Annotated in this window: 16 protein-coding genes; 12 read left to right on the top strand and 4 right to left on the bottom strand. The window is 65.2% G+C overall.

Annotated features, from left to right (window positions below):
• Positions 1 to 37: 37 nt before the first annotated feature.
• The 4 genes from VQ042_RS02365 to VQ042_RS02350 form a co-directional block, all read right to left on the bottom strand.
• Complete coding sequence (locus VQ042_RS02365; protein ID WP_331815060.1) at positions 38 to 460, bottom strand: HIT family protein; 423 nt, start codon at positions 458 to 460, stop codon at positions 38 to 40.
• A 139-nt stretch (positions 461 to 599) separates the two neighbouring features.
• Positions 600 to 1829, bottom strand: a complete 1230-nt coding sequence (locus tag VQ042_RS02360) for a GNAT family N-acetyltransferase (RefSeq protein ID WP_331815058.1) — start codon at positions 1827 to 1829, stop codon at positions 600 to 602.
• A gap of 38 nt (positions 1830 to 1867) precedes the next feature.
• Positions 1868 to 2596, bottom strand: a complete 729-nt coding sequence (locus tag VQ042_RS02355) for a glycerophosphodiester phosphodiesterase family protein (RefSeq protein WP_331815056.1) — start codon at positions 2594 to 2596, stop codon at positions 1868 to 1870.
• Position 2597: 1 nt separating this feature from the next.
• Positions 2598 to 3065: a RidA family protein gene (locus VQ042_RS02350; RefSeq protein ID WP_331815054.1), complete on the bottom strand. Its 468-nt coding sequence runs from the start codon at positions 3063 to 3065 to the stop codon at positions 2598 to 2600.
• Between the two features lie 134 nt (positions 3066 to 3199).
• On the opposite strand from VQ042_RS02350, the gene VQ042_RS02345 reads away from it, so the two are divergent.
• From VQ042_RS02345 to lpxA, 12 genes are all read left to right on the top strand, one after another.
• Positions 3200 to 4132 carry an EipB family protein gene (locus tag VQ042_RS02345; RefSeq protein WP_331815052.1) on the top strand — a complete coding sequence of 311 codons (933 nt, stop codon included), beginning with the start codon at positions 3200 to 3202 and terminating at the stop codon, positions 4130 to 4132.
• Positions 4133 to 4343: 211 nt separating this feature from the next.
• Entirely contained in the window at positions 4344 to 5228 is an 885-nt protein-coding gene (gene rpsB, locus VQ042_RS02340) for a 30S ribosomal protein S2 (RefSeq protein ID WP_331815050.1), read from the top strand.
• Between the two features lie 142 nt (positions 5229 to 5370).
• On the top strand, positions 5371 to 6297 hold the full coding sequence (gene tsf, locus VQ042_RS02335) for a translation elongation factor Ts (protein WP_331815048.1): 927 nt from the start codon (positions 5371 to 5373) through the stop codon (positions 6295 to 6297).
• Between the two features lie 252 nt (positions 6298 to 6549).
• Positions 6550 to 7269, top strand: a complete 720-nt coding sequence (pyrH, locus tag VQ042_RS02330; protein WP_331815046.1) for a UMP kinase — start codon at positions 6550 to 6552, stop codon at positions 7267 to 7269.
• Between the two features lie 37 nt (positions 7270 to 7306).
• Positions 7307 to 7864 carry a ribosome recycling factor gene (gene frr / locus VQ042_RS02325; RefSeq protein WP_331815044.1) on the top strand — a complete coding sequence of 186 codons (558 nt, stop codon included), beginning with the start codon at positions 7307 to 7309 and terminating at the stop codon, positions 7862 to 7864.
• Positions 7865 to 7952: 88 nt separating this feature from the next.
• Positions 7953 to 8639, top strand: coding sequence for an isoprenyl transferase (locus VQ042_RS02320; RefSeq protein ID WP_442880011.1), 687 nt, complete (start codon positions 7953 to 7955; stop codon positions 8637 to 8639).
• A gap of 4 nt (positions 8640 to 8643) precedes the next feature.
• Positions 8644 to 9495 (top strand): phosphatidate cytidylyltransferase, encoded by an 852-nt coding sequence (locus VQ042_RS02315; protein WP_331815039.1) that lies wholly within the window; start codon positions 8644 to 8646, stop codon positions 9493 to 9495.
• Between the two features lie 196 nt (positions 9496 to 9691).
• Entirely contained in the window at positions 9692 to 10831 is a 1140-nt protein-coding gene (rseP, locus tag VQ042_RS02310) for an RIP metalloprotease RseP (RefSeq protein ID WP_331815036.1), read from the top strand.
• Between the two features lie 204 nt (positions 10832 to 11035).
• Positions 11036 to 13504, top strand: coding sequence for an outer membrane protein assembly factor BamA (gene bamA, locus VQ042_RS02305; RefSeq protein ID WP_331815033.1), 2469 nt, complete (start codon positions 11036 to 11038; stop codon positions 13502 to 13504).
• A gap of 42 nt (positions 13505 to 13546) precedes the next feature.
• The gene (gene lpxD / locus VQ042_RS02300) at positions 13547 to 14605 is read left to right on the top strand and encodes a UDP-3-O-(3-hydroxymyristoyl)glucosamine N-acyltransferase (protein WP_331815029.1); all 1059 of its coding nucleotides are present in this window, start codon (positions 13547 to 13549) and stop codon (positions 14603 to 14605) included.
• Complete coding sequence (gene fabZ / locus VQ042_RS02295; RefSeq protein WP_331815026.1) at positions 14598 to 15068, top strand: 3-hydroxyacyl-ACP dehydratase FabZ; 471 nt, start codon at positions 14598 to 14600, stop codon at positions 15066 to 15068. The genes lpxD and fabZ overlap by 8 nt, the downstream gene beginning before the upstream one ends.
• 2 nt (positions 15069 to 15070) lie before the next feature.
• Complete coding sequence (gene lpxA / locus VQ042_RS02290) at positions 15071 to 15877, top strand: acyl-ACP--UDP-N-acetylglucosamine O-acyltransferase (protein WP_331815023.1); 807 nt, start codon at positions 15071 to 15073, stop codon at positions 15875 to 15877.
• The last annotated feature ends 2 nt before the right edge of the window (positions 15878 to 15879 follow it).

Here is a 15879-nt window from a genome sequence, read left to right as displayed (position 1 = left end):
TGGGGCGCGCGTGGCGCTTCTCTTTGTCGTCGTCGGCTCAGCCGAGCGCGGCGCGGATCAGCGCAGCCTGCTCGGCGAGCATATCCGGATCGGCCATGCCCTCCGTATGCTTCTTCAGCGGCACGCCGGCATAGATGGGCACGACATGGAAATGCAGGTGGAAGACGGTCTGCCCGCCCGCCGCCTCGTTGAACTGGGCGATCCGCACCCCATCGGCATCGAACGCCGTCTTGACCGCCCGCGCGAGCTTCGCGACCACCGGCATGACGTCGCACAGCGTCCGGTCGTCCACATCGAGGATGTTGCGGGACGCCGCCTTTGGCAGGACGAGGCAGTGGCCCTTCGATTCGGGCATGACGTCCATGATCGCCAGCGCGGAATCGTCCTCGTAGAGCTTCTGGCTGGGAATTTCGCCGCGCAGGATCTTGGCGAAGATGTTGGTGTCGTCGTAGCCGCTCATGGTGCTCGCGTCCTCCGGTATCAGAATCAGTCCGGACGATAGGCAGATTGCGGCGATTGTCGACGGATGCGGGGACTCAAAAGGCTGGAGCGCCCTTGGTGCGCGCTTCCGCATCGCGCTCCAGTCATGACCTGCAGCGTCATTCGCCCTTCTTGTACGGCGTGTGTTCGGCCAGGACGTCCTTCACATGGGCGACCTCCGCGCGTTCGGCGTCGAGATAGTCGTCCACGGCGCGGCGCAGGCCCGGATGGGAAATCCAGTGGGCCGAATGGGTGGTCACCGGCTCGTAGCCGCGCGCCAGCTTGTGCTGGCCCTGGGCACCGGCCTCGACGGTGGCCAGCCCGCGCGCGATCGCGAAATCGATCGCCTGGTGGTAGCAGACCTCGAAATGCAGGAACGGGTGGTCCTCGATACAGCCCCAGTTGCGGCCGTAGATGGTGTCCGCGCCGATGAAGTTCAGCGCGCCGGCGACGTAGCGGCCGTTGCGCGACGCCATGACGAGCAGGGTCCGGTCGGTCATACGCTCGCCGACGAGGCTGAAGAAGCAGCGGTTCAGATAGGGCCGGCCCCATTTGCGGCTGCCAGTGTCCATGTAGAATGCGTAGAAGGCGTCCCAGGCCGCCTCCGTCAGGTCGCGCCCGGTCAGCCAGTCGATGGAGATGTCGTTGGCCAGTGCCTCGCGGCGCTCCTTGCGCAGCGCCTTGCGCTTGCGCGACGCCAGCGTCTCCAGGAATTCGTCATAGGTGGTGTAGCCGCGATTGCGGAAGTGGAACTGCTGGTCGGTCCGGTGCAGCCAACCCGCATTGTTCAAGACGTCCCGGTCCTCGGGCCGCAGGAAGGTGGCGTGAGCCGACGATATGCCGGTCTGCGCCGTATAGGTCTTGGCGCCCTCGGCCAGTGCCTGGCGCCGTATCGATGCGCCCGGTTCCCTGCCGACGAGCAGGCGCGGACCGGTCGCCGGCGTGAAGGGCACCGACATCTGCAGCTTCGGATAGTACCGGCCGCCGGCGCGCTCGAACGCATCCGCCCAGCCCTGATCGAAGACGTATTCGCCCTGGCTGTGGGATTTCAGATAGGCGGGGGCCGCGGCGACCGGGTCCCCCTGCGGGTCTTCCAGGATCAGATGCTGGGGCAGCCAGCCGGCTGCTTCGCCGACGCATCCGCTGTCCTCCAGCGCCGAAAGAAAGGCGTGCGTTACGAAGGGGTTGGGCGCCGGTGATGATGTACCGCCGGAAGCAATCTCGGCTTCCTTCGTTTCGGTGGCCAGCGCGTCCCAGCGCGACGCATCGACCCCGCCGAGCGAGTCGACGACCCGGATCGTGAAACTCTGCTCGCTCTCGGTCGGTGCGTCGGCTGGCTTGTTCGTCATGCGCTAGATTTATGCGGGTGCCCCATCAGCGCAAGGCATCATTGCTGCGGCGCAATGCCTTCGAAGGTCATCTGGTCGCAATGGGCCTGGCTGTGGCGGATCTGGGCCTGCGTGCGCACGGTCCAGCTGATCAACGGCGCGCCGTTGCCGCGTACCCATTCGGTGAACGGGTTCGGCAGATGATGGATGTCGTAGGAAGAGAAGTCGCAGCCGCGCTGATACACCCTCCTGTGTGCGGCGAAATCCGCCGGTTCGGCGCCGGTCGCCGTCAGTCCGATTGGCCGGCCGGGGCGCGCCGCGAGCATCTGGTCGATCAGCCACGGATCGAAGGACATCAGCGCCAGATCCCCGCTGTAACCGGCGAGGATCGGATGCAGGCGCGCGAAATAGTCCTCGTCCTCGTCGGGGCCAATGCCCTTCAGCTCCATTACGACCGGCACCTGGCCGGCGATGGCCGCGAGGAAATCCGCGACGGTCGGGATGTGCGCCTCGGTGCCGGCGAGCCGCAACTCGCCGATTGCAGCATCATCGAGGGCGCGGAAGTCTGCGTCGCGGCCAGTCAGTCGCGCAAGCGTGTGATCGTGGAAGATGAAGGGCGTGCCGTCGGCCGACAGCTGGACGTCGCATTCGATGGCGTAGCCGGCCGCGATTGCGGCAAGGGCGGCGGGCAGGGAATTCTCCGGCACCGCCACATTGCCATCATGCAGACCGCGATGGGCTATCGGGCGCGCCGTCAGCCAGCCGAGCGCACTATCGAAGGCGGTCATGTCAGGCGACCTCGAACAGCGCTTCGATCTCGACCGCCGCATCCATTGGCAGTGCCGGAACGCCGACCGCCGAGCGGGCATGGCGACCGTTGTCGCCGAGAATCTCGACCAGGAAGTCCGACGCGCCGTTGGCCACCTTGTGCTGCTCGGTGAACCCGGCATCGCTGGCGACGAACACGGTCAGCTTGAGAAGACGGCCCAGGCGGCTCCAGTCGCCGGAGACGGCCGACTTCGCCTGCGCCAGGATGTTGATGGCGCACAGGCGCGCGGCCTTCTGGCCCTCCTCAAGCGACACGCCGGCGCCGAGCTTTCCCGAAACGGCCAGCTTGCCGCCGTCGAGGGGCAACTGGCCCGACGTCTGCAGCAAGCCGCCATAGACGACGCTCGGCACGTAGTTGGCGGCGGGGGCCGCGGCTTCGGGAAGGGTGACGCCGGCGGCTTCGAGGCGGCTTGCGATGGAATCGGCCATGTTGTTGTCTTCCTTCAGCTCGACGGATAGGAGCGCCGCGGAGATCCTGTATCTTCCGACAGGCCGAAGCCATAATGGCGCGCCGTTCCGCCGAGGCGTAGCCCATCCGCCGACCCAGCGAAAGATCGTCCTCCATGCGCTCCAATGTTGTTGCCCATCTCGCGATCGGTCTCGTCGTCGTCCCGACGGTGGCGGCTGCCGCGACGATCGCGCCGCACCGCGCGTCCTACGATCTGGCGATGGACGGCAGCGGCGATCTGGTCGATGCGCAGGGGCGGATCGCGGTGGAGATCACACGACCCGATTGCGACAGCTTCGATATCGAGTATCGCTTCGTGGCGCGGTTCCAGCAGGAGCAGGAGCTGGTCGTCACCGACCAGCAGACCCAAACCCTGGAAAACCGGGCGGACGGGACGCTGGAATTCGAGACGCGGACACTGGTCGACGGCGCCGTGCAGCAGATGGTGCGGGGCACTGCGGTCAATGACGGACAACAGACCCATGTGGCGCTGGTCGAGCCGGAGAGCCGCTCGGTCAGCGTGCCGCTGTCCGCTTTTCCGATGCAGCATACGCTGACGCTCATCGAGCGCGCAGCGGCCGGCGAACGGATCGTCCAGTCGCGGCTCTATGACGGCGACCCCACGCCGGAGAAGCAGCTCACCACCACGGCGATCATCGGTCCCGCGCCCACGCCAACCTTGTCGGAAGCGGGAGGTGAGACCGGGGAGGGCGCGCCGGCAACGGAAGGCTCCGCGCCGGCGGTCGGGGAGAGTGCCGGCGAGAGCATGACGGACGACGAGGATGGCGGCGACCGGGACGCGGCGGAGATCACGGAGACGGCTGCCGAACCGTCACCGGCCAGTCAGCTGGAGGGCCTCCGGTCGTGGCGGGTCAGCGAATCCTTTTATGACAGCGACAGCGATGCCGACGGCCTGCCGGTCTTCCAGACAGCGTACACGCTGTACGAAAACGGTGTCTCCGACGATCTGGTTCTGACATTCGATGGCTACCGGCTGGCCGGCGGCCTGGCCAGTCTCGACCTGAAGGCCGCGCCCGACTGCCCCTGACGGGGCTGGCACGGCCCATCCGCAATCCCCACATGCCACCCCGACGCCGTGCCATGTTGCCTCCTTCGGGCTTTTGGTGTATCGGCGCATCCATTCCACACACGGAACTCGGGTTTCGACGAGCGGGCTTGTCCCGACGCCGCGATCCACCGGTGGCGGCATCCGGCCGCTTCTTTTCCGTGGAGGCTCAACCGGTAAAGGAAACAAACGAATGGCTCTGCCAGACTATTCCATGCGCCAGCTGCTCGAAGCAGGCGTGCATTTCGGCCACCAGACGCATCGCTGGAACCCGAAAATGGCGTCCTACATCTTCGGGGCGCGCAACAACATCCATATCCTGGATCTCGGCCAGACCGTGCCGCTGCTGCACCGTGCGCTGCAGGCGGTCTCCGACACCGTGGCCCGTGGCGGCCGCGTGCTGTTCGTCGGCACCAAGCGCCAGGCGTCCGACATCGTCGCTGACGCGGCCAATCGCTCGGCCCAGTATTACGTCAATGCCCGCTGGCTCGGCGGCATGCTGACGAACTGGAAGACCATCTCCAACTCGATCCAGCGCCTGCGCAAGCTCGACGAGATGCTGGCCGGCGAAGCCCAGGGCTTCACCAAGAAGGAGCGCCTGACGCTGCAGCGCGAGCGCGACAAGCTCGACCGGGCGCTCGGCGGCATCAAGGACATGGGCGGCGTGCCGGACATGATCTTCATCATCGACACCAACAAGGAGTCGATCGCGATCGAGGAAGCCAAGCGCCTGCACATCCCGATCGTCGCCGTCGTCGATTCGAACTGCGATCCCGCACCGATCGACTACCCGATCCCGGGCAATGACGACGCGGCCCGCGCCATCACGCTGTATTGCGACCTGATCGCCCGCGCGGCTGTCGACGGCATCGCACGCCAGCAGGGCGATTCCGGCATGGACATCGGCGCGATGGAAGAGGCTCCGGTGGAAGAGGTCGTCGAGGCCGCCCCCGCAGCCGAAGCCGCCACCGAGGCGCCTGCCGAGGCAGCGTCTGCCGACGCGCCGGCCACCGAGGAAGTCGCTGCCGAAGCTCCGGCAGCCGAGGCTTCGGCCGAGACCACCACGCCCGCCGCCTGAGACGAGGCGGCAGACGGCATCGACCGGGACAGAACCCGGCCGATGCCGGCGCCCGTCTCCGGTGCCGTAATCGCGGCGTCACAATTCTGGCGCACCCGTTCCATCCGAGCTGGTGCGCCCAATCATTTCTGAAGAGGCAAAAATGGCAATTACCGCTTCGATGGTGAAGGAACTGCGCGACAAGACCGGCGCAGGCATGATGGACTGCAAGACCGCGCTGTCCGAGACCAACGGCAACATGGAAGAGGCGATCGACTGGCTGCGTGCCAAGGGCATCGCCAAGGCCGACAAGAAGTCCGGCCGCACCGCCGCCGAGGGCCTGATCGGTTCCGCGTCGGACGGTACCAAGGCCGTCCTGGTCGAGGTCAATTCCGAGACCGACTTCGTCGCCCGCAACGACGCCTTCCAGGCGCTCGTGCGCGATGTCGCCAACGTGGCGCTGACGACCGACGGCAGCGTCGAGGCGGTCGGTTCGGCTGCCTATCCGGGCGGCTCTAAGAGCGTCAACGACACGATCAAGGACCGGATCGGCACCATCGGCGAGAATCTGACCCTGCGCCGCTCGGCCATGCTCAGCGTCAATGACGGCGTCGTGGCGACCTACATCCACAATCAGGTGGTCGACGGCCTCGGCAAGCTCGGCGTGCTGGTCGCGATGGAATCGACCGGTGACAAGGCCGCGCTCGCACAGTTCGGCCGCCAGGTCGCCATGCACATCGCAGCGACCAACCCGCTGGCCCTGACCGATGGCGAGATCGATCCGGCGACCGTCGAGCGCGAGAAGGCGATCTTCACCGATTCGGCGCGCCAGTCGGGCAAGCCGGAGAACATCATCGAGAAGATGGTCGAAGGTCGCCTGCGCAAGTTCTACGAGGAGGTCGTCCTCCTCAAGCAGAGCTTCGTGATCAACCCGGACCTGACCGTCGAGAAGGCGCTGGCCGAGGCCGAAGGCAGCTTCGGCGCGCCGGCCAAGATCGTCGGCTTCGTGCGCTTCGCGCTGGGCGAAGGCGTCGAGAAGGACGAGAGCGACTTCGCCGCCGAGGTCGCAGCGGCCGCCGGCAAGAAGTAAGGCCGGCCTGCCGGAGAACGTCCGGCGGCAATTGGACCGACAGATCAGGGGCGTCCGCTTCACAAGCGGGCGCCCTTATTGTATCGCATCCCCCCAGCGTGGCAGGTATTCGCCGAAGCGTGCTGCCGCCAGATCTTCATACGCGCCCGCCGGATCGGCGTGGCGTCGTCCGCATTCGCCCGCTACAGGGCGGCTTCGCTTCCGGGCGCGGTTGTCCTGGCGGGGACGCGCCGGACGCAGGCAAGGTGAGCAATGGCGTCCGAGATACGATACCCGCGGGTCCTTCTGAAGGTATCCGGTGAAGCTTTGATGGGGTCGCAGGGCTTCGGGATCGATGTCGCGGTGGCCGATCGCATCGCCTCCGACATTGTCGAGGCGCATCGGCTCGGCGTCGAGGTCTCGGTTGTGGTGGGCGGCGGCAACATCTTCCGGGGCGTCGCGGTGGCCTCCAAGGGCGGCGACCGCGTCACCGGCGACCACATGGGCATGCTCGGCACGGTGATCAACGCGCTCGCCTTGCGCACGTCGCTGATCAAGATGGGCGTCGACACCATCGTCCTGTCAGCGATCGCAATGCCGGAAATCTGCGAGAGTTTTTCCCAGCGCAGCGCGCTGGCGCACCAGGCAGCCGGTCGTGTGGTGATCTTTGCCGGCGGAACCGGCAACCCGTTCTTCACGACTGACTCGGCCGGTGCGTTGCGCGCGGCCGAGATGGGCGCGTCGGCCCTGTTCAAGGGCACCCAGGTGGACGGCATCTATTCCGCCGACCCCAAGTTTCATCCCGAAGCGGTACGCTACGACAGCCTGACCCATAACGAGGTCCTGCAGAAAGGGCTCGCCGTGATGGACGTTGCGGCCGTTGCGCTCGCGCGGGAGAACAACATCCCGATCGTCGTCTTCTCGATCCACGAGAAGGGCGAATTTGCCAAGATCCTGTCCGGTGGCGGACGGGCGACGATCGTTACCGAGTAACTGCGACCGCCGCAGTCCATAGCCGAAAGAGGACATCATGGCCGAAATGGATCTGAACGAACTGAAGCGCCGCATGGATGGCGCGATCGCCAGCCTGAAGGGCGACCTGACGGGCCTTCGCACCGGCCGTGCCTCGCCGAGCCTGCTCGATCCAATCACCGTCGACGCCTATGGGACGCAGATGCCGATCAACCAGGTCGCCAACGTATCGGTACCCGAGCCGCGCATGGTCACGGTGACGGTCTGGGACAAGCAGATGGTCGGCAAGGTCGAACGCGCCATCCGGGAAAGCAGCCTCGGCCTCAACCCGATCACCGACGGCGCGACGCTGCGCATCCCGCTGCCAGAGCTCAACGAGCAGCGCCGCAAGGAACTGGTCAAGGTGGCGCATCAGTATGCCGAGAGCGCCAAGGTCGCCGTCCGGCACGTGCGGCGCGATGGCATGGAGACCCTGAAGAAGATGGAAAAGGACGGCGACATCGGGCAGGACGACAGCCGTCAGCAGTCGGATCGCGTCCAGAAAATGACCGATGAGACGATCTCCGAGATCGACTCGCTGCTTTCCGTGAAGGAAGCGGAAATCATGCAGGTGTAGTCTATGATGAGCGGCGGCGTTGGTGCCGTCCGGTATGATCGAGGGAAGGGCTGATACGGTGCGGGATCTCCAACACGTCGCCATCATCATGGACGGCAACGGTCGCTGGGCGAATGCTCGGGGCCTGCCGCGCAGCATGGGGCACCGGCGAGGCGTGGAAGCCGTGCGCGAGGCCGTCCGCGCGGCCGGAGAGCTCGGCATCCAGTATCTGACCCTCTTCGCGTTCTCCTCGGAGAACTGGCGGCGGCCGGAGGCGGAAGTGGAGGAGCTGATGAGCCTCCTCAAGCACTTCATCCGCCGCGATCTCGCCGAGCTGCACAAGGAGGGCGTGCGCGTCCGAGTGATCGGCGAGCGCGAGAACCTGACGCCGGATATCCGCGCGCTGCTCGAGGAAGCCGAGAACCTGACGCGCGACAACCAGCAGCAGACCCTCGTCGTCGCGTTCAATTATGGCGGCCGCGACGAGATGGCACGGGCCATGCGCCGCGTGGCCGAAAAATACGCGGCGGGCGAAGTCGAACTCGACGGCCTGACGCCCGAATATCTCGACAGGCATCTCGATACCGCCGGCATTCCCGATCCCGATCTCATCATCCGCACCAGCGGCGAGTTGCGGCTGTCCAACTTCCTGCTGTGGCAGGCCGCCTATTCGGAGTTCGTCTTCCTGCCCTGCCTCTGGCCCGATTTCGACCGCAAGGCGTTCGAGGAAGCCATCGCCGACTATTTCAGCCGGGATCGCCGCTACGGCGGGTTGTCGCGCGAAATCGCCTCCTGATCCGATGGGATTGGAGATCCGGCGGTTCTTCGTCGCAGGCAGCTGGTCGGACCTGCGGTCGCGCGTCATCTCGGCGCTGATCCTCGGCCTGATCGTCATCGTGCTGACAGCGATCGGCGGATGGCCGTTCCGCGTCCTGTGCGCGCTGACCGGCATCATCGTCTTCGACGAATGGGCGCGCATGACCCGCGCCAAGCGGATCCGGCCGATCTACGATTTTGCCCGGGGGGCACTGATCGTGGCGGCCGTCGCCCTGGTCTTCAGTCTCGGCCTCCTGGCGATCGCTGTCATTGTCGCTGCCATGCTCTTCATTGCCGCCACGGACCGGGACGAACGCAGCGCCCGCTGGGTCCACTGGGGACTGTTCTATGCGGGCGCCGCGGCGCTGGCGCCCGGCATGCTCAGGGGATCGGATGAAGCGGGCCTGGCCACGCTGGGCTTCATCATCGTCGTCGTGTGGTCGACGGACATTTTCGCCTATTTCACCGGTCGCACATTTGGTGGGCCCAAGCTCCTGCCGGCGGTGTCGCCGAAGAAGACGTGGTCGGGTGCCGCCGGCGGCCTCCTGGCCGGCACGATTCTCGGCGCGGTCTATGCGCATTTCGTCAGCGGCGACGTGGGCGTGTTCATCATCGTCCTGGCGGCCGTCCTGTCGGTGGTGGGCCAGGCGGGTGATCTGTTCGAATCCTGGATCAAGCGGCGCTTCGGCGTGAAGGATTCCGGTCGGCTCATTCCCGGCCATGGCGGGCTGATGGACCGTATCGACGCGCTCATCGTGGCAATGGCGGTGACGTGGGTAGTGGGGCTTGCCATTGCCGGATTCGACGAGCCTGCGCGTGGCATTTTTGCCCTCTGACCACACCGATCCGCGCGATTGCGCCGACATCATTGCGACTTGTTCATCAAATGGTATGGAAGAGATCTCGCGGCGCTGCCAGGGGTATGCGTCCGCGAGCTGAATTGCCCGACATCTGCAGGACGGCCCCTTTCCGGTTGGATGGCGATGTCGGGCCGGAATCGGCGCTCCATGATGGAGCGCGAAAGGGTGCGGAATGGAATCGCCTGTCGGGCTCGCCCAGATCTGGAGCGGAGGCCTCATCTACATCGTCCCGTTCCTGTTCGTCCTGACCATCATCGTATTCTTCCATGAGCTCGGCCATTTCCTTGTCGGGCGCTGGTGCGGGATCAAGGCGCTGGTCTTCTCGGTCGGTTTCGGACCGGAGCTGATTGGCTTCACCGACCGACGCGGCACGCGCTGGAAGCTCGCCGCGGTGCCGCTCGGCGGTTACGTCAAGTTTTTGGGCGACGAGAACGCGGCCTCGGTTCCCGATCGCGCTGCCGTGGACGCCATGTCGGCCGACGAACGAAGCGGCGCGTTTCCGGCGAAGAGCGTTGGCCGCCGGGCCGCGACGGTGGCGGCTGGTCCCATTGCCAATTTCATCCTTGCGATCGTCATCTTTGCCGGTGTCGCCTATGTCGAGGGCCGCGTGGTCGGCGATCCGGTCGTGGCCGAGGTGAGGGCGGACTCGCCCGCCGCCGCAGCCGGCTTCCAGGCGGGCGACAAGGTGCTGTCGGCCGACGGCGAGACGATTCGCTATTTCTCCGACCTGCAGCGTTACGTGTCCTCGCGGGCCGATACGCCGATCCTCATGACGGTCGAGCGCAACGGCGCGCCGGTCGAACTGACCGTGACGCCGCGCAACGAGGTGCAGACGGACGGCTTCGGCAACGAGTTCACCGTGCCCGTCGTCGGGCTGGTGGCGAACAATGACGGGTCGTCGTTCCGGGTGGAGAGCCTGTCGCCGCTTGGCGCGCTGTCCTACGGCGTCTCGCAGACCTGGTTCGTTACCACGCGCACCGTCGATTTCATGGGCGAGGTGATCACCGGCCGCCAGAGCGCCGACCAGATCGGCGGTCCGATCCGAATCGCGCAAGTGTCGAGCCAGGTCTCGACGATAGGACTTGGCGCGCTGCTCAATCTGGCGGCACTGCTTTCGGTCTCCATCGGACTTCTGAACCTCTTGCCGATACCCATGCTGGACGGCGGACATCTGCTGTTCTACGCCTTCGAGGCGATCCGCGGTCGGCCGCTCAGCGAGCAGGTGCAGGAGATCGGCTTCCGAATTGGGCTCGCACTGGTGATGCTGCTTATGGTATTTGCCTTCTGGAACGATATTTCGGGTCTCGTATGACGAGGCCCGCCGGGTCGGGGGACTGGGGGACTTGCAAATTGTTAACCAAAGCGACGATGTCCGTGACAACGTTGCAACGGCTTTTCCGATTCCTAAAGGGACTCGGACCAGTTTGCTTGAACGGACTCGGAAAGCCGGTACAAGGCAACGGTGCGCATTGCTCCCACTGCGTCTCGATACAATGATGAAAAGGTGGCTGGGCCAATGAGGGCTGGAACGAAAATCATGCGCGCGGTCTCGGCTGTCGCGCTCTCCTCGACGGTTCTCGCGGCAGCGACGTTCAGTGCCCAGATTGCCACTGTGACGGTCGCTGAAGCCGCAGTCGTCAACCGCATCGACGTTCGTGGCAATCGGCGGGTCGAAGCCGATACCGTCCGCGGCTTCATGCAGATCTCGCCCGGACAGAATGTCAGCGAGGCGGATCAGGACGAAGCCGTCCGCCGGCTGTTTTCCACCGGCCTCTTCTCCGACATCCGGATCAGCCAGTCCGGCGGCACCCTCGTCGTGCAGGTGGAGGAGAACCAGATCGTCAATCAGGTCCTCTTCCAGGGCAATTCCAAGATCAAGGACGAGCAGCTGATAGCGGCCGTCCAGACAAAGCCGCGCGCAGCCTATTCCGGCGCGACCACGCAGGCCGACGTCGAGACCATCCAGGCGGCCTACACCAGCATCGGCCGCAGCGACGCGATCGTCTCGGTGCGCACGCAGGAAATTGGCGAGAACCGCGTCAACGTCATCTATGACATCCAGGAAGGCGACCGGACGAAGATCCAGAGCATCAGCTTCGTCGGCAACAACGCCTTCGGCGATAGCCGCCTGAAGCAGGTGATCGCGCTGCGCGAGAGCGGCATCCTCAGCTTCATCCAGCGCAATGACATCTACGATCCGGATCGGCTGCGCACGGACGAGGAGACGCTGCGCCGCTTCTACTACAACCGCGGCTATGCCGACTTTCGCATCGTGTCCTCGGTGGCCGAGCTGGACGAGAGCCAGAACAGCTATTTCATCACGGTCACCGTGGATGAAGGCGAGCGTTACACCTTTGGCAACGTCACCATCGACAGCACCGTCGCCGGCGTCGACACCGAGTCGCTCTATGGCGAGATCGAGACCCAGACGGGCGAGGTCTACAGTGCCAAGGACGTCGAGGACACGCTGGTCAACCTGACCAACAGCCTTGCCAATGCAGGCTTTGCCTTTGCGCAGGTTACCCCACGCGGCGACCGCGATTTTGCCAGCCGCACGATCGCCATCGACTACGTCATCGACCAGGGCCCGCGGGCCTATGTCGAGCGTCTGGAGATCCGGGGCAACACCAAGACCCGCGACTACGTCATCCGTCGCGAGTTCGACGTGTCGGAGGGCGACGCCTTCAACCAGGTTCTCGTACAGCGCGCCAAGCAGCGCCTCGAAGACCTGAAATATTTCGAGAAGGTCGATGTCTCGACAGCGCCGGGCAGCGAGCCGGATCGCGTCATCGTCATCGTCGACGTGGTCGAGAAGGCTACGGGCGAACTGTCGCTCGGCGGCGGCTACACGACAGGTGGCGAGAGTTCGGGTCCAGTCGCCGAGATCGGCGTCACGGAGCGCAACTTCCTGGGGCGGGGCCAGTTCATCAAGGTCTCGGCAGGTTTCGGCGCCGATACGCGGAACTACAGCCTGTCCTTCACCGAGCCTTATTTCCTCGGTCGGCGTCTGGCAGTGGGCTTCGACGTCTATCACAGCGAGAGCAGCTCGGGTGACTACGACTCCCAGCGCACCGGTGGCGACATCCGCCTCGCAGCCCCCATCACCGAGGATCTGACGGCTCAGATCGCCTACAACATCAAGCAGGAAAAGTTCGGCGACGATAACGGGACGACCTACAACCAGTTCACCAATTCGCGGCTCGTCGACACGTCCGGCAATCTTTTCGAGAGCACCTGCGGCAACGCCGATCCGTTGGCGACAGCAGGCAGCCCCATTGTCGATCTGAACGGCAACGCGGCAGAGGCTCCGCCCTACACCGACTCGCCGATCATCAACGAGGCGATCTGCGACAGCCCGTATCTGACCTCGTCGGTCTCCTACACGCTGACCTACAGCACGCTCGACAATGCCAACGACCCACGCAACGGCTTCTTCATCCAGGCCGGCCAGGAATTTGCTGGCCTCGGTGGTGATGCGAACTTCATCAAGACCACCGGCAAGGCAACGTATTTCCAGCTCCTGAGCGAAGAGTACGACGTCATCGGTTCGCTGAGCGGCGGTGCCGGCAACGTTTCCACTCTCGGTGGCGACGGCCTGCGGGTCTTCGACAATTTCTTCAAGGGCCAGGACATCGTTCGGGGCTTCGATTACAAGGGCATCGGCCCGCGCCAGAACGGCGTGTCGATCGGCGGCTCCAACTATGCCAATGCATCGGCCGAGGCGACTTTCCCGATCCCCGGCATTTCGCGTGATCTCGGCTTCCGGGGCGCGGTCTTCGCGGATGCCGGTTCGCTCTGGGGCAGCGAGTTCGACTCCGAGCCGGGCGTCATTGGTGAGGATGCGTCGCTGCGCGCTTCCGCCGGTGTCGGCCTGATCTGGGCCTCGCCCTTCGGCCCGCTGCGGGTGAACTACGCGCATCCGCTGGCCAAGGAAGACTTCGACGAGCTGCAGGAATTCTCCTTCGGATTCTCGTCGCGCTTCTGATCGAACAACTGGGGGCCGGCTCGTCCGGCCCAGACCGTCCCGATGCATGAATCGACCTTCTTTCCGCGCGGCGACGGTCTCACCCTGGGGGAGCTTGCGAGCCTGATCGGTGCAAGCCTCGGCGAGGGCACCGATCCGGGTTTGCTGATCACCGGCGTCGCGGCCCTGGCCGAGGCCGGGCCGCAGGATCTGTCCTTCTTCGACAGCAAGCGCTACAGGGCGGAGCTCGCGGAAACGCGAGCCGGCTGCATCCTCGTCGCTCGCAAGAATGTCAGGCTCCTGCCGGCGGGCATGCCCGCCCTTGTGACGGAAAATTCGGCCATCGCCTTCACGGCTGCGGGCAGGGCGCTTTTTCCCGACGCAGTACTGCCGACGGCAGCCTCCGGTTTGACCGGTCTGTCGCCGCGGGCCGATATCCATGCCGATGCACGCCTCGAAGGTGACGTGACGGTGGAAGCCTTCGCGGTGATCGGTCCGGGTGTCGAGATCGGTCGCGGAACGATCGTCGGGGCAGGCGCCGTCATCGGCGCCGGCTGCCGCATCGGGCGCAACTGCCGCATCGGCTCCAATGTCACGCTCACCCATGCCCTGATCGGCGACCGGGTGATCCTTCACCCGGGTGTGCGGATTGGCCAGGACGGCTTCGGCTACACTGCCAGTCCGACCGGCCTGGTCAAGGCTGTCCAGATCGGCCGCGTCATCATCCAGGACGATGTCGAGGTCGGCGCCAATACGACGATCGATCGCGGCGGAGTCCGGGACACGGTGATCGGCGAGGGCACCAAGGTCGACAACCAGGTGCAGATTGCCCACAACGTGCGGATCGGGCGCCATTGCGTCATCGTCGCGCAGGTTGGTATCTCCGGCAGTACGACGCTCGGGGACGGCGTCATGATCGGCGGACAGACCGGCATCAACGGACATCTGACCATTGCGGACGGGGCACAAATCGCCGCCGTGTCGTCGGTGGCGGGCGACGTGCCGCGGGGCGCGCGCTGGGGCGGCACGCCCGCCAAGCCCGTCCGGGACTGGTTTCGCGAGATCACGACGTTATCTGAGCTGGCGCAACGGGGACGTTCTCCAAGGAAGACAGATGAGTGACGACGCGATGGTTCTTGAAAGCGCCGATATCCTGGAGATCATGGAGCTTCTTCCCCACCGCTACCCCTTTCTGATGGTCGACCGGATCATCGATATCGACGGGGATCGCAGTGCGATCGGGATCAAGAACGTCTCGGTGAACGAGCCGCATTTCCAGGGACATTTCCCGTCGGCGCCGGTCATGCCGGGTGTCCTGATTCTGGAGGGCATGGCCCAGACCGCCGGTGCCATCTGCATCCGCGCCAACAACGGCGATACGCCGCAGCTCGTCTATCTGATGACCATCGACGACGCCAAGTTCCGCAAGCCCGTCGTGCCTGGCGACCGGCTCGAATATCATGTGACCCAGTTCAAGAAGCGCGGCAGCATCTGGAAGTTCGACTGCGTCGGCCAGGTCGATGGTACCAAGGTCGCCGAAGCCAAGGTGAGCGCGATGCTGTCGCCGCGCGGCCCGAAGAGCTGAACATGGCCGAGACGAAGATCCATCCCAGCGCCGTCATCGAGGACGGCGCGGTGATTGGCGACGGCTGCGAAATCGGTCCCTTCTGCCATGTCGGGCCGCAGGTACAGCTCGGCGCCAACAGCCGGCTCCGCTCCCATGTCGCCCTGTGGGGGAATACGGTCATCGGCGAGAATGCCCAGATTTGGCCGTTCGCCTCGCTCGGGCATGCTCCGCAGCATCTGAAATATCGCGGCGAGGATACCCGGCTGGTGATCGGGCGGGACTGTCTGGTGCGCGAGCACGTCACGATGAACCCGGGCACCGTGCAGGGCCGCTCGGAAACGACGATCGGAGACAATTGCGCCTTCTTCACCGGCGCCCATGTCGCCCATGACTGCATCGTCGGCCGCAACGTCACGGTGATCAACAATGTCATGCTCGCGGGTCACTGCACGGTCGGCGACTATGCCACGATCGCCGGCGGCTCTGGCATCCATCAGTTCACGCGCATCGGCCACCATGCTTATGTGGGCGGCCTTGCGGCGGTAGAGGGCGACGTCATCCCCTTCGGCATGGTGCTGGGCAACCGCGCCTATCTGTCGAGCCTCAATGTCATCGGCATGAAGCGGGCGGGCTTCGATCGCGAGGCGATCCGCAATGTGCGCCGCGCCTACCGTATGCTGTTCTCGTTCGACCTGACGTTCAAGGAGAACATGGACGAGGTCCAGGCGGAATTCCCGAACGATCCGCTGGTGCAGGATCTTCTGGGCTTCATCCGCTCGGGCGGCGACCGCGCCTTGTGCTTTCCGCGCCATACCCAGCTGAGCTGACG

The organism is Aurantimonas sp. A2-1-M11 (genome assembly GCF_036549475.1).
Lineage (GTDB): Bacteria > Pseudomonadota > Alphaproteobacteria > Rhizobiales > Rhizobiaceae > Aurantimonas.
The sequence above is the reverse complement of the archived record's forward strand: the minus strand, read 5'-3'. Positions and strand labels throughout refer to the sequence as shown.